Genomic DNA, 14,841 nt, shown 5'->3' with positions numbered 1-14,841 from the left:
CCTCTGGGGGAGGCGATCGCGCAGCGATCGGAGGGGGGAGTGACAGCGAACCTTCCACGGCCTCGAAAGCTGAAAACGTCCCCCCACCGGCCTTCGGCCGCCTCCCCCAGAGGGGGAGGTTCCTTGAGCGCATGGCTTCTCTTCCTCACGCGCGATTGCGCTGAGCTGATCGAAGGAGAGCGGAGCGCCCGGGCGACGCCCGGAGTGCTTTGTGTTGTTACCGTTTCGACGAAGCCTAGGCGCTCCGCGCGGTCGTTTGGCTGCCGGCTTCCCGGGCGGCGGCGCTCTTAACGCCTTACCAGGACCGTCCTTGGAGTTTCCTCTTCGGACGGCGACGAGGAGAGGGGCGCTCTGTAGTCCTCGCCCAAGCAGGCGACGGGCGGGCCTGGCCAGCGCCAGGTCCCCGGACGCGACGGATCTTCCCAATCCGCCCCAGCCCCGCTCGATCGCATCCCGCCGCCGCATGGTCGCTGGCCGCGCGCCCCTTCGGTGCGGCGAGACCCGTTGATTATGCAGCGGGTTTGAGCGCGTCTGATCCAGAGCGCTGAGAAAGTTGCAAGGGGTTGGATTGGTTGGGGTTTGGTTCGGGCGCGACGGGGATAGACGCTCACCAATCCCCATCAGCCCAACCCAACACCGCCTTCCTGGGCCTTGTGCCCAGGATCCATCGTTCAGTTGCTCAGACCTGTCGAGGACGGCCGAGGTTTGAGCGGTCGCCGGCATGGGCCCTCGCCACAGGGGCGAGGGAGGCGGAGTGGGCGGTGAAAAGCTTGGGTCCCCGCTTTCGCGGGGATTTTACGGGAGGGGGCGGTCGGCGGGTTGGAAGCTGAGAACGGCCCCCCTCCGTCGCTCCGCGACACCTCCCCCAGAGGGGGGAGGATCTTTACCCCACCGGTCCCTGTGGTCCGGTCGGCGGCGCGGGCTGCACCGGGGCCGGGGCGGCGGGAACCACGGGGTAGCGGGGTTTGCGCTTGGTCTTGGCGGTTTCGGCCGCTGCGGGCTCGGCCGGCGGGGCGTGGACGTCGGGGATGGGTTCCACCGTCGGGCCGACCACCGAGGGCGGCGGCTTGGGCGGCGGGGGCGGGGGCGCGTCGGCGCCGCCCATGAACGGGAAGCGGCGCTTCTTGGGCTCGGGCTGGGGCTCGCCACGGTGCTGGGGCGTGGCCGGCGGCATGCAGCCGCGCGCCTCGCCCAGACCCTTGAGATAGGCGCGACGCACGGCGCCGGAGGCCATGGCCGACTGGACGAGGCGGTCGTGCTTTTCGGCCCCGGTCAGCTTGCGGACCCAGCCGCGCATCGGGATCAGGTCCTGGGCGGCGCTGGCCATGGCCCCGAGGGCGGCGTCGCCGGCGGCCTTGCGTCCCCGGTCCATCAGGTCCTCGTCCTCGCCGGGCGGGACCTGGTCCATGTCGATGCCCAGGGCCGCGTCGAGCGGCTTGATCAGGGCGGTTAGCTGGCCGCAGCTGGCGGGCATGGGCCGGGCGTAGGGATCCTGCATGGCCTCCAGCAGGGCGGGCGGGATCTTGGTGCGCATCAGGTTGACGTCGCGCAGGGGCGCGGTCACCGCGCCGCCGATGCCGTCCTTGTTGGCCTCGGAGGTGGTCTGGATCTTTTCGGGCGGCGGCTCCGGAGCCGGTTCACGGGTGCTGGCGCAGGCGGCGAGCAGGGGAAGCGCGGCGGCGAGGAGGAGCAGACTTCGCATGACGTGACCCTAACGCGCGGAAAGCCAAGTCGTCATCCGCCGTTGAAGACGAATCGAGCGGCGCTTCCGAATGGTTGAGCCGAGTTGGCTTCGAACCAAGGCGCAGTTTGGGCGACGGACGCGCCACAAGGGTCTGGGTCCCCGAAGGGGAAACTTAAAACGCTATGGATTTCAAAGGGAAGGGTGGTGGGCCGGCTGGGATTCGAACCCAGGACCATTCGATTAAAAGTCGAATGCTCTACCACTGAGCTACCGGCCCGCTGTCGACACGGGGGTGGCCGTGAGAAGCGGCGCGGACCATAGTCGGGCCTCCCATGCGTCGCAAGCGGGGTTTCGTCCGATCACTGCAGCTTGCCGCATTATTTGTCCCACATATTGGTTTGATGTGGCGATATGTGAAATTCCTTGCGTCCGAGCCCGTTCTTCGGAATGGTCCGCCGCAGAATGGCGGCCAGCAGCCGCAGGCGATGGGGAGGGGCGACGGGGATGCAGCTGAAGCGACGCAGCGTTCTGGCCGGCCTGATTCTGGCGCCCGCGACCGCCGCCCTGGCGGGAGAGACGCCGATGACCGCCCGTAGGTTCGATTTCACCGCCAAGCCGCGCGAAGGTTTCACCCCGGTCGCCGCCGACCGTCTGTACGACGCCGCCTCGGGCTACGGCTTCGAACCGGGGGAGGGGCGGTCGTTCTCGGTCGCCGTTCCGGAAGGCGACTGGCGCGTGACCCTTGAGGTCGACGGCGGCGCCGACCTGACCGTGAAGGCCGAGTCCCGCCGGCTGGTGGCCGAGCAGATCCGCACCAAGGCCAAGGAGCGCCGCGAGGTGGTGTTCGTCGTGAACACCCGTAACCCCGCCCTGCCGCCGCCGCCCAAGAATGCTCCGGGCGGGACCGAGGTGATCCTCAATCCGCGCGAGAAGGGCACGCCCAACTGGGACGACCGGCTGACCGTCGAGTTCTGCGGTCCGGCCCCCAAGGTGGCGCGGATGACCGTGGAGCCGGCGAGCGTGCCGCGCGTCTTCCTGCTGGGCGACTCCACGGTCACCGACCAGCCTTTCGAGCCGGCGGCCGGCTGGGGCCAGATGCTGCCCAGGTTCTTCGCCCCGACCGTGTCGGTGGCCAGCCACGCCGAGTCCGGCGAGACGATGAAGTCGTTCCTGATGGAGCATCGGCTGGACAAGGTGCTGAGCCAGACGCGGGCCGGCGACTTCGCGCTGATCCAGTTCGGCCACAACGACCAGAAGGAAAACTGGCCCCAGACCTATGTCGAGGCGGCCACGACCTATCGCGACTACCTCAAGGCCTATGTCGGCGAGTTCCGGCGGCGGGGGACCACGCCCGTGCTGGTGACCTCGATGCACCGCCGGCGCTTTGACGCGGACGGCAAGATCATCAACACCCACGGCGACTATCCGGCCGCGGTGCTGGCCGTGGGCCAGGAATTGGGCGTGCCGGTCATCGACCTGGCGGCCATGAGCAAGGCCTTCTACGAGGCGCTGGGGCCGACGGAATCGCCCAAGGCCTTCGCCGACGGCGGCAAGGACATCACCCACCACGACAACTACGGCGCCTACGAACTGGCGCGATGCATCGTGGAGGGGATCAAGGCGGGCGTTCCGGACCTGGCGCGCCATCTGGCGGCCGACGTCGGATCGTTTGATCCGGCCAGGCCCACCCCGCCCGACAGCTTCGTCATGGCTCCCAGCGCGGCCCGTTCCAACGCGGCCCTGCGCGGAAACTGAGGTATCCTATGATCGATCGTCGCTCCCTGCTGGCCCTGGCCGGCGCGACCGCCGCCAGCCCGGCCCTGGCGCAAGGCGCTGCTCCTGAAGCCGTCCCGGCGGCGGCCAAGCCGACCCTGGAAATCCAGCCGATCTGGCCGGGCAGGGCGCCAGGGGGCGAGAAGGTGACGGCCAAGGAGCAGGTGATCCTGCGCACGCCGGGCGGCGATCCCAACGACACGGCCTTCCTGCACATCAACGACCCGGTGCTGATGATGCGCCGGCCCAAGAACCCCAACGGCGCGGCGATCCTGATGATCCCGGGCGGCGGCTATGTGCGCGTAGCGGTCAGCAAGGCCGGCGGAGCGATCGACCAGTGGATCGCCGACCAGGGCGTCACCGCCTTCGTCATGACCTACCGCCTGCCGGCCGACGGCTGGGCGGCCGGGCCGGACGTGGCCTTGCAGGACGCCCAGCGGGCCATGCGCATCATCCGCTCGCGGGCCGGGGAACTGGGCCTTGATCCCGAGCGCGTGGGCGTGATGGGCTTCTCGGCGGGAGGGCACCTGGCCGGGCGGCTGTCGACCCAGTTCAAGCGCCAGACCTATGCGCCGATCGACGCCATCGACACGCTGTCGACCCGGCCGTCGGTGGCGGGGCTGTTCTATCCGGTGGTGACCATGCAGGCGCCGTACGCGCACGGCGGCTCGCTGAAGGAGCTGCTGGGCGCCGACGCCTCGGAAGCGCGGCGCAAGGCGATCTCGCTGGAGCTGGACGTGCCGGCCGACACGCCGCCGACCTTCATCGCCACCGCCGCCGACGACAAGGTGGTGCCGGCCGACAACTCGCTGCTGCTGTACTCGGCGCTGCGCAAGGCCGGCGTGCCCAGCGAGCTGCACATGTTCGAGAAGGGCGGGCATGGGTTCGGGCTGACCGGTCCCAAGGGGCTGGACATGAGCTGGCCGCAGCTCCTGCCGCCGTTCCTGCGCCGCCACGGCCTCTATACGTGACCTTCGACGTCCGGGCCTTCGGCGCCGTCGGCGACGGGCAGGCGCTGGACACCGACGCGATCAACGCCGCCATCTCGGCGGCGAGCGCGGCCGGCGGCGGGACCGTGTGGCTGCCGGCGGGGCGCTATCTGAGCTTTTCCATCCGGCTGGCCAGCCGCGTGACCCTGCAGCTGGACGAGGGCTGCGTGCTGGTCGCCGCCGATCCGGCCCGTCACGGCGGGGCCTATGATCCGCCGGAGGACAATCCGCACGACCTCTACCAGGACTTCGGTCACAGCCATTGGCGCAACAGCCTTATCTGGGGCGAGGACCTGGAGGATGTCGCCATCGTCGGTCCCGGCCGCATCGACGGCGAGGGCCTGACCCGCGAGGGGCCGGGCTCGCGCTGGCGCCGGCAGGCCGGCGAGTTTCCGCTGAGCATGGTGGGGTTGTCCGCCGAGGCCATGGCCGAGCTCGTGCCCGAGCGCGCGGCGATGATCGGGCAGGGCAACAAGTCGATCGCCCTGAAGCGCTGCCGAAACGTCCGGTTGTCGGGCTTCACGCTCCATCGCGGCGGGCATTTCGCCCTGCTGGCGACGGGCTGCGAGGACTTGGCGATCGAAAACCTGCTGATCGACACCAACCGCGACGGACTCGACATCGACGGCTGCCGGCGGGTGCGGGTGGCTCACTGCCGGGTCAACACCCCCAACGACGACGCCATCGTGCTGAAGGCCTCGATGGCCCTGGGCGAGGCCATGCCGACGGAAGACGTCGAGATCGTGGGTTGCCACGTCTCGGGCTTCGACGCGGGGACGGTGCTGGACGGCAGCTTGGGGCGGGTCCAGCAGATCGCGCCGGACCAGGACCGGGTCACCGGCCGCATCAAGATCGGCACCGAGAGCAACGGCGACTTCCGCCGCATCCGCATCAAGGACTGCGTGCTGGAGCGCTCGCGCGGGCTGGCGCTGGAGACGGTCGACGGCGGGACCATCGAGGACGTCGAGATCGAGGACGTGCGCCTCGTGGAGATGACCAGCGCGCCGCTGTTCCTGCGGCTGGGCGCGCGGCTGCGCGGGCCGGAGGGGACCAAGGCGGGCGCGCTGCGTCGGGTGCGGGTGCGCAACCTTTCGGGATCCGAGGCGCGGGCCGACCTGCCGGTGATCCTGGCTGGCCTGCCGGACGCGCCGATCGAGGACGTGCGGCTGGAGGGGCTGGAACTGTCGTTCCTGGGCGGGGCCAAGGCGGTGGGCGTCGAACCGGCGGACCTGGCCGACGCCTATCCCGAGCCCAGGATGTTCGGCGACCCGCCGGCCTGGGGCCTGTGGGCGCGGCACGTGAAGGGCCTGTCGATCGACGGCCTGGCGCTGACCACGAATCCCGACGCCCGCGCGCCGGTGCGGATCGACGGCAAGATCGTGCCGCTGGACGCCTTTTCCCGCACGGCGGTCGGATAGCCGACGCTGGAAGGCGAGAGCTTGGCTAAAAGCGCCACCTTGAGTGCGTCCGGCCCTGCGGCCTAGCGTCGCGATGGGCGTTTCAGCGTTATCCGAGGCTTCGATTTTAGCACCTCGGACTCCTAGATGATGGACAAACGGGATGGATCGAGCCGTTCGATCCGTCGCGCCGTCGATCCTGGGGCCATGTTCAGAGCCAGCATCCTTCGCACCCTCGCAACCATCGCCGTCGTGGCGATCGTGGCGGTCGGGACGGACTACGTGGTGAACGTGTTGCTGCTGGCGCGGCCGTACATCTTCACGCCGTGGATGACGATGACCATCGTCGCGGTCGCCGGCGGGCCGCTCGTCTATTTCCTGCATAGCCAGCGCCTGAACCTGAAGGCGGCCAAGCGCGACCTCTATGAGAGCCTGAAGGTGCAGCGCCAGTCGGCCGAGGAGGCCGAGCGGCGGCGGCTGGAGGCCGAGCGCGCCCTGTCGCGGCTGCGCGAGCAGGAGTCGCTGTACGGCATCCTGGCCAACAACCTGACCGACGCCCTGTCGCTGTGGGACGCCAAGGGGCGGCGGCTCTACAACTCGCCGGCCATCGAACGCCTGACTGGCTACACGTCGGAGGAGTTCCTGGCCGCGCCCAACATCTTCGGGGTGGACGCCGAGGACGGCGCCAAGGCCGTGGCGGCCATCCGCCAGCTGAAGGACGCCAACGACAGCCGCACGATGGAATACCGCTTCCGGCACAAGGACGGCCGGACGATCTGGATCGAGAGCACCTATTCGCTGGTGCCGCCCGAGGACGGCGGCGGTTTCATCGCCACAAGCCGCGACATCACCGAGCGCAAGCGCTTGGCGCAGGACCTGGCCCAGGCCGCGCAGGAGGCCCAGTCGGCCGCCGCCGCCAAGGCCGACTTCCTGGCCAACATGACCCACGAGCTGCGCACGCCGCTGACGGCGATCATCGGCTTTTCGGGCCTCTTGCGGCAGTCGTCGGCCCTGGCCGAGGGCGACGCGCGGCAGGTGCGGCTGATCCACGAGGCCAGCAACACCCTGCTGGGCGTGATCAACGACGTGCTCGACTTCTCGCGCCTGGAGGCGGGGCTGGAGTTCGACGCCGAGCCCTTCCGTCCCTGCGACATGGCCCGCTCGGCCGCCGCCCTGATCGAGACCCAGGCCCAGGAGAAGGGCCTGCCCGTGCTGGTCGAGTTCGGGCCGGGCCTGAAGCCCCTGGTCGGCGACGCCGCGCGGCTGAATCAGGTGCTGCTGAACTTCCTGTCCAACGCCGTGAAGTTCACGAGCGAGGGGCGGATCCTGATCTCGGTCAGCCAGGAGGCCAGCGACGTTGGCCAGCGCCTGCGGATGGAGGTGCGCGACACCGGCATCGGCCTGCCGGGCGACATGCACGAGGCGGTGTTCGAGCGCTTCATCCAGGCCGACGCCGGCGTCTCGCGCCGGTTCGGCGGCACGGGCCTGGGTCTGGCGATCTGCAAGCGGATCATCGACGCCATGGGCGGCCGCATCGGCGTGGAGAGCACCCTGGGCAAGGGTTCGACCTTCTGGTTCGAGGTCGACCTGCCGATCACCGAGAGCGTCGCCGACATTCCGGTCGCGCCGCAGCCGGCGGCGCTGGAGCGGCCGGCGCGGGTATTGCTGGTCGAGGACAATCCGGCCAACCGCGAGCTGATCGGGGCGCTGCTGGCGCCGTTCGACGTCGAGGTCGAGACGGCCGTCGACGGGGTGGGGGCGGTCGACGCCTTCAAGGCCGGCAAGGCCTACGACCTTGTTTTGATGGACGTGCAGATGCCGGTGATGGACGGCCTGACCGCCACCCGCCGCATCCGCGCCCTGGAGCACGCCGGCCGCCACACGCCGATCGTCGCCATGACCGCCAACGTGCTGCCCGAACAGGTCGCCAACTGCCTGGCCGCCGGCATGGACGACCACCTGGGCAAGCCGATCAACCCGATGCGGCTGCTGGAGACGGTGGCGCGGTGGAGTCAGGCCGAGGCGGCGTAGATCTCAAGGAACCTCCCCCCGTGGGGGAGGTGATCGCGAAGCGATCGGTGGGGGGAGTTGTTGCGACCCTTCCAGCCCCTCGAAAGCTGAAAACGTCCCCCCACCGGCCTTCGGCCGCCTCCCCCAGAGGGGGAGGTTTCTAGACTCGTCCTTCTCCCCTTGCGGGAGAAGGTGTCGGCGAAGCCGACGGATGAGGGGTTGCACGAACGAAAACGCCGCGACGGCCGATCGGCTGTCGCGGCGTCTGATTTCTGAGAGACCCCTCACCCGACCCCCGCCTTCGCGGGGGCCACCGTCTCCCGCAAGGGAACAGCGTCAGGTGATGTCCGGGATGTGGTCTTCGCCGACGGCCGGCTTGGCCTTGGCGCCGCGGCCCCAGAGGGTTTCGTACTTCCAGCCGGTGAGGTCCTCGACGATGGCCTTGGACTCGGGGCTTTCGGCCTGCGTCGCGCCGGCGCGGAGGCGTTCGACTTCGTGGACCAGGACCTCGTGGGTCTTGGCGTTGAGGCGGAACTTCCAGGAGATCAGCATGCCGGCGATCATCACGATCAGCGGGCCGCCGACCATGACCAGCACGAGGGCGCGGATGGCTTCCGGCGACTGCTGGACAGGCGGAGCGCCCTTGGCGGCCGAGACGAAGCCGCCCAGGCCGATCAGGCTGGTGGTCAGCAGGATGGCGCCCGACTGGGCGATCTTGCGCACGAAGGTCATGACCCCGGCGAAGATGCCTTCGCGGCGCAGGCCGGTGACGGCCTCGTCGACGTCGGGCAGGTAGTTGTAAACGCCCCAGGGCACGAAGTTCAGCGTGCCGCGGCCCAGGCCCGCCAGGATGATCGGCAGGAACAGCCACAGCAGGACCGTCGGGTTGTAGCTCGCGCCGCCGGGCAGGGCGTGGAAGATGTTGCCGTTCAGCGCCGCCACGCCGGCCGAGAAGCCGGCCGGCTTGACCAGGTAGAAGCCCAGGAACAGCAGCAGGGCCGCGCCGACGAAGCTGATGGCCATGCGGTAGGCGGCGGTCGGGCCGGTCTTGATGATCACGCGGATGGCGACCATCACCGAGATCAGCTGGGCCACGTACATCATCGTCATGGCCTGGGAGATCACCAGGGTCGAGCCGACCATCACCGTGGCCACGAACAGCGGGAAGGCGGTGTTGAAGATGTCCTGGCTGATGTAGCCGCCCAGATAGAGCGACAGGTGCTGGCGGAAGGCCTTCAGCTTCAGGGTCGAGAACAGGTCGCGGAACATGTTGACCGGGATCAGGGCGGCCTTGCTCCAGTCCATCGGCTCGGGCTGGATCAGCTTTTCTTCCTCGGTGTAGGGGCGCTCCCAGGTGAACAGCACCACCAGCAGCACCACCAGGCTGAACAGGCCGCCGAAGATGGCCGCCATGATCAGGAAGGTGTTGGGGCTGTCCTTGCCGCCGAAGTGGTTGATGATCAGGGTCGGAAGGTACGAGGCCAGGATCGCCGAGGTCTGGGCGACCATCATGCGCACGCCGGCGAACTTGGCCTTCTCCTTGTAATCCTTCGTCATTTCCGCCGCGAGGGTTTCCCACGGGATTAGGAACATCGTGTAGACGAACTCGAAGAAGATGAAGGTCAGGAGGTAGTAGAGGAACGGCTTGCCGGTGACGAAGATCAGGGCGAAGGCCGGCAGCAGCGGGATGGTGGCCAGCAGGAAGATCTTCCGCCGCCCGACCTTCCGGCCGATCCAGGTGTGGCGCAGGTTGTCGGAGATGTAGCCGATCAGCGGGCAGGTGATCGCCTCGAGCAGGCGCGGCAGGCCCAGGATCAGGCCCGTCTCGACCGGCGACAGCCCGCAGAAGGTGATGAAGAAATAGGCCAGCCAGCCGGTGATCACGGCTTGCGCGCCGGCCCCCAGCATGTCGCCGGAGCCCCAGCCCCAATAGGTGACCCAGGACGGTTTGCGGGGGTCTGGCGTGGCCATGTTCGTTTCATTCCCAAGAAGAGGGGGTCTTGTCGCCCCCAAGTCCGGTCCGCTCCCAGGGAGCGGACCGGGTAGTTCGAAGATGCGCGAGCCTTAGATGAAGGCGCGCTGGAACTCGCCGAGGGCCAGCATGGCCAGCGACTGGCCGTAGGGCATCGAGGTCAGCGGGATGTCCTTGTAGCCCTGGATCGTGTCGAACACCGGGGTGCCGAACGAGACCTGCTGCAGTTCACCGGCGTCGTCGATGTTGGCCAGCACGCCCTTGATGGCGCGGATGGCGACGGCTTCGTATTCCTTGCCGATGTAGCGCTTGCGGACGGCCTTCAGGACGCCGTAGGCGAAGCCGGCCGTGGCCGAGGCTTCCAGGTACGAGGTCTTGTCGTCGATGATCGTGTGCCACAGGCCCGACTCCTGGTCCTGGAACTTGGTCAGGGCCTTGATCTGGGCTTCCAGGGCGTCGATCAGGAAGGCGCGCAGGCCGTCGCCCGGCTTCAGGTCGAGCAGCTCGATGAATTCCGGGATGGCGATCGTCACCCAGCAGTTCCCGCGGGCCCACAGGGCGTCGGCGAAGTTGTGACGGCCCTCGAAGGTCCAGCCGTGGAACCACAGGCCGGTCTTGCGGTCGGCCAGGTACTTGATGTGGACCATGAACTGGCGCTTGGCCTCCTCGACGAAGTCGGGGCGGTCGAGCAGCAGGCCGATCTTGGCCAGCGGCAGCACGCTCATCATCAGCGTGTCGTCCCACAGCTGCTGCGGGTTCTCGCTGTTGAAGACGATGTGCTGGAAGCCGCCTTCCTCGGTGCGCGGACCCTCGTACATGACGTAGTCGGCCCAGGTCTCGAGGTAGGGGATATAGGTGTGGTCGCCGGTGGCCTCATAGAGGTAGGCCAGGGTCAGGAACGGCGAGACCGTGTTGATGTTCTTGGTCGGGGTGCCGGCCTCGAAGCGGTCGGCGAACCACTTGGTCATGATGTCGAAGGCGCGCTCGTCGCCGTACATCTCGTACTGCTTCCACAGGCCGTAGAGGCCCACGCCGTGGGTCCATTCCCAGTCGTTCCAGCCCTTGGTGTCGATGACGCGGCCGTCGTCGAGGCGCAGCAGGAACTCGCCCGTCTCGTCGGTGATGTCGACGAGGTTGCTGATCAGAAGGGCGATCTTGGCCTTGACGTCCTTGGCCTCGATGCCGTGTGCGAGATTGGGCACGGTAGTCTCCTAAAGGGTAGGTCTGGCGGTAGGCGGGGGCCTACTGTTTGTAGTCGGGAGCCGGAACGCGGGCGACGGGCACGCCGCCTTCCACGTTGCGCAGCACTTCCAGTTTGACGGCTTCCAGGGCGTCGCCGGGGGCGCCGTCGCTGGTCACCGCGAGAGCGATGGTGTTCTTGCCGTGCTCGTCGATGATGCCGCTCGGCAGGACGAAGGTCCGCTGCGGGCCGACGTGGGCGATGAACTGGCCCATGTTCCAGCCGTTGACGAAGATCAGCACGCGGTAGCGGCCCGGCGAGCGCGGGGTCTTCGGATCGCCGATCGTCAGGCCCAGGGTCACGTCCTGGTCCTTGGGCAAGGCGAGGTCGAAGTTCGTGCGATACCAAGTGGTGCCGGCGTAGGGCTGGGTCGCGGCCATGTCGGCCTTGGCCCAGCTCTGGTCAGGGAAGCCCGGCAGGTGCCAGCCGTTGCGCTCGCCGTACTGGCCGCCTTCGTTCAGCGAGCCGCGCACCGGATCGGCGATGTCCTCGCCGCCCTTGTTGCCCTGGATCTTCCAGGCGATCGGCACGGCGAAGCTGTAGCTGGTCGGGCTCGACAGCGAGGCCGAGACCAGGCCGCGGGCTTCCTTGTGGAAGTCGTCGGCGTCGAGGTCCCAGTTGTGGCCGTTGTTGCGCACCATCACCGACAGCACGTGCTCGCCGTCGCCGCGCAGGGCTTCGGGCAGCTTGAAGGTCGCCACGCCCGTGGTGATCGGGCGGGGCAGGCCGCCGTCCAGCTCGTGCTGGCCCAGGAACTTGCCGTCCAGCCAGACCTGCAGCATCCCCGCGCCGCCGGCGCCGTAGTGGAGGGTCAGGGTGTCGATGTCGGCGCGGCCCTTGTAGCGGCCGCGATACCAGACGTCGCCGTTGTGGAAGCCGTGGGTGCTCATGTCGAGCGCCGGCTGGCCGGTGGGCGGACGCACGGTGGAGCCGCCGCGCTTGCCCTCGGCCTTGGCCCAGGCGCTGTCGTCGAAGGCCGGGTCGGACTCGGGCGAGCCGGCGGCGGTCTTCCATTCGAGCTTGGCGAGGTCCGGAACGGTGACGGCGGCCGGGCCGGGCAGGGCCTTGGACGCCAGCAGCGAGCCCGAAGCGGTGGCCTTGGCGGCGACGGCGGCGCCGTTCCAGCGGACGGACTTCACGCCCTTGGGGGCGAAGACTTCCAGCGGGCTTTCGGCCTCGGTGTCGCCGGTCAGGGACAGCACGCCGCCCTTGACGGCGGCGGTGCGGACGAGGCCGGGGCCGCGCTGCAGGGTCGGGCCGGCAGGCGTGTCCTGGCGCCAGAAGGTCTGGCCCGTCGCCTCGTCGGCCAGCAGCAGCACCAGGGGCGGACGGCCGCCGCCGGTGATGCGCACGCGGGCCAGGCCCGTGTGGCTGTAGGTCAGCTTCAGGTCGCCCTTGGCGGCGTCGAAGGCCGAGGTGACCTGGCCTTCCAGCACCTCGACCTTGGGTTCTTGAGCGTAGCGCAGGACGGTCTCGCCAGCCTCGCCGGCGCGGCCGTAGAGCAGGGCCAGATCGCCGCCGTTCCAGGGCAGGTGGGTCTGGATCTCGGAGGTCGAATAGACCAGCCGCTGGCCGCCCAGGTCGTAGCTGGCCATCAGCATCTTGCTGTCCTGGCCCTTGATCCGCGAGGGGACCACGTACTCGCCGTCGCGGGTCTTCAGCTTGAAGGTGAAGCTCTCGTCGCCGGTGGCGCTGCTGGGATTGTGGACGACCACATAGAGGTGGCTGCCGGTCTCGGCGTTGATGTTGTGATAGACGCGGACCTTGTCGTTCGAGACGGTGACGAACTCGCCCTTGTCCATGCGGGTCAGGTCCGGAACCGCGTTCAGGAACTGGCCCATCTGCTTCATGACCTTGGCCTTGTCGCGAAGCCCGCGGGCCTCGTCGATGGCCGAGCCGTAGTCGTAAGAGCTGAACACCACCGGGGCCGGCAGCCAGCCCCAGCTGGTGCCGCCATAGGTCATGTAGAAGCTCTGGATCGTCAGGCCGTTGGCGATGTTGGTGCCGTAGAACACCCGCTGGTAGCCGACGCCGCGATGGAGGGCGGTGCAGTCGTAGTCGCCGTTGCTGCCCCAGTAGTCGAACCAGCCGCCGCCGAACTCGGCCGCGAAGCCGGGGGTGTTGGGGCTGGCCGAGGCGCCGCCCTTGGCCCCGCCGGCGCCGTAGAGGCCCCAGTCGGGCGCGACGCCCGCCGCCGAGGGCGTGGAGTCGACCTTGCACGAGCCGCCCGGATAGCCGTCGAAGGCGTAGAGGTCGGTCGGGCCTTCCACCGTGCCGGGGACCTTGGAGTCCTTGGGCACCCAGTAGCCGTTGCGGCCCTTGTCGTTGTGGAACAGCGGGACGGTGATGCCGTCCGCGCGGGCCTTGTCGGCCAGCCATTGCATGTAGCGCTGCTGCGGGGCGCCGACGACGTCGAGCTCGTTCTCGATCTGGTGGGCGATGACCGTGCCCTGGCCGGTGGTCAGTTGGTGGCGGGCGATGACCTTGTTGATCTGGCTCAGCCACTCGTCGGCGGCCTGGACGTATTCCGGCGCGTCGGTGCGGGCGCGAGCCTGCTGGTTGACCAGCCAGCCGGGGAAGCCGCCGCGCGTCAGCTCGGCGTTCACGTAGGGCCCGGCGCGGGTGATGACGTAGAGGCCTTCTTCCTTGGCCATGGTCAGCACGCGGTCGATGTCGCGCACGCCGCTGAAGTCGTAGACCCCCTGCTTGGGCGAGTGGTAGCCCCAGTCGATGTAGATCGCGACGGTGTTGTAGCCGCTGGCCTTCATCTTCTGGAGGATGTCGCGCCACAGGTCGGGGCTGGGCACGCGGAAGGGATGGAACTCGCCGCCCCAGGAGTAGATGCGGGCGCCGTCGACCTTCAGGGAGTACTTGTCCCAGGTGATCTTGTGGGCTTCAGCCGGCTTGGTCGCGACCGCCTGGTCGCCGCCTTCCTTCAGCACGGTGAAGTGGCGGACCGTGCCGGAAAGCTCGGGCAGTTCCTGCTTCTTGGTCCAGGTGCGGAAGCCGTCCTTGCTGTCGGAGTACCAGTAGCGCTTGGCCATGTACTCGTCGAAATAGACGCGCCAAGCCCCTTCAGGGGTACGCGTGACGGCGGGGCCTTCGAGGAACTTGCCCCAGCCGGCCCAGTCGCCGCCGCCCTTGACCTGCCAGGGGCCGTCCAGCGACGGGGCGGTCAGCAGCTCGATGTACTTGGTGGTCTCGTTCTTGGCGAAGGCCTGGTACTGCGAGCCCTCGCGCACGACGAAGGCGTCGATGTAGTTGGGGCCCATGCCCGACAGCGGGCGCGGGGCGCTCCAGCTGGTCAGGTCAGAGTCCTGGGCGGTGATGCGGTAGGGCTGAAACTGGCCGCCGATGCCGGTGGTCGAGACCGACAGGATCAGGTGTTCGGAGCCGTCCTGGTCGACGAACCACTCGGGCGCCCAGCTGTTGGTGACGCCGGGCACGTCGATCGTCACGTCGCGCAGGAAGGTCCAGTCGACCAGGTCCTTGCTGCGGGCCAGGCCGATCGTGTTGCCGGTCCAGCCAGTGGTGTAGGCGACGTAGTAGAAGCCGTCCTTGCGCTTGAGCACGCTGGGATCGCGGATCAGCCCCTTGGGCGGGGTGTAGGCGAGCGGCTTCTGCAGGGTGAAGCGCGTTCCGTCGGCCGAGTCGTAGATGCTCATGTTCGACTGGCTGGCGTTGGTGAACGCCGTCATGACGTAGCGCGTCGGCTCGGCCAGCGCGGTGCTGGCAAGCAGGGCGGCGGCGAGGCCGAGGAAAGCGGTGCGCTTCAC

General features: G+C 68.6%; 8 protein-coding genes and 1 tRNA gene. 4 read left to right on the top strand and 5 right to left on the bottom strand.

Annotation, left to right across the window (positions count from 1 at the left end; translation table 11 throughout):
- Window positions 1-883 precede the first annotated feature (883 nt).
- Together AC07NS_RS11180 and AC07NS_RS11175 are read right to left on the bottom strand one after the other, a co-directional pair.
- Window positions 884-1,702 (bottom strand): hypothetical protein, encoded by an 819-nt coding sequence (locus tag AC07NS_RS11180; protein ID WP_494603158.1) that lies wholly within the window; start codon window positions 1,700-1,702, stop codon window positions 884-886.
- Window positions 1,703-1,886: 184 nt separating this feature from the next.
- Window positions 1,887-1,961: transfer RNA gene (locus AC07NS_RS11175), tRNA-Lys, on the bottom strand.
- A 227-nt stretch (window positions 1,962-2,188) separates the two neighbouring features.
- On the opposite strand from AC07NS_RS11175, the gene AC07NS_RS11170 reads away from it, so the two are divergent.
- The 4 genes from AC07NS_RS11170 to AC07NS_RS11155 all read left to right on the top strand — a co-directional run bounded on the left by AC07NS_RS11170 (window position 2,189) and on the right by AC07NS_RS11155 (window position 7,874).
- On the top strand, window positions 2,189-3,439 hold the full coding sequence (locus AC07NS_RS11170; protein ID WP_494603157.1) for a rhamnogalacturonan acetylesterase: 1,251 nt from the start codon (window positions 2,189-2,191) through the stop codon (window positions 3,437-3,439).
- 8 nt (window positions 3,440-3,447) lie between these two features.
- Entirely contained in the window at window positions 3,448-4,428 is a 981-nt protein-coding gene (locus AC07NS_RS11165) for an alpha/beta hydrolase (protein WP_494603156.1), read from the top strand.
- Window positions 4,425-5,864 carry a rhamnogalacturonidase gene (locus AC07NS_RS11160; RefSeq protein ID WP_494603155.1) on the top strand — a complete coding sequence of 480 codons (1,440 nt, stop codon included), beginning with the start codon at window positions 4,425-4,427 and terminating at the stop codon, window positions 5,862-5,864. The genes AC07NS_RS11165 and AC07NS_RS11160 overlap by 4 nt, the downstream gene beginning before the upstream one ends.
- Window positions 5,865-6,050: 186 nt before the next feature.
- On the top strand, window positions 6,051-7,874 hold the full coding sequence (locus AC07NS_RS11155) for a hybrid sensor histidine kinase/response regulator (protein WP_494603154.1): 1,824 nt from the start codon (window positions 6,051-6,053) through the stop codon (window positions 7,872-7,874).
- Between the two features lie 315 nt (window positions 7,875-8,189).
- Here AC07NS_RS11155 and AC07NS_RS11150 read toward each other — a convergent pair whose 3' ends face one another.
- From AC07NS_RS11150 to AC07NS_RS11140, 3 genes are all read right to left on the bottom strand, one after another.
- On the bottom strand, window positions 8,190-9,824 hold the full coding sequence (locus AC07NS_RS11150) for an MFS transporter (RefSeq protein WP_494603153.1): 1,635 nt from the start codon (window positions 9,822-9,824) through the stop codon (window positions 8,190-8,192).
- Window positions 9,825-9,917: 93 nt separating this feature from the next.
- Window positions 9,918-11,027, bottom strand: coding sequence for a beta-galactosidase BglB (gene bglB / locus AC07NS_RS11145; protein ID WP_058350578.1), 1,110 nt, complete (start codon window positions 11,025-11,027; stop codon window positions 9,918-9,920).
- Between the two features lie 40 nt (window positions 11,028-11,067).
- Entirely contained in the window at window positions 11,068-14,841 is a 3,774-nt protein-coding gene (locus AC07NS_RS11140; protein WP_494603152.1) for a beta-galactosidase, read from the bottom strand.

Source organism: Caulobacter sp. GW821-FHT10A10, from assembly GCF_059415745.1.
Note: the sequence above shows the minus strand (reverse complement) of the source record. Positions and strands in the feature narration are given on the sequence as shown.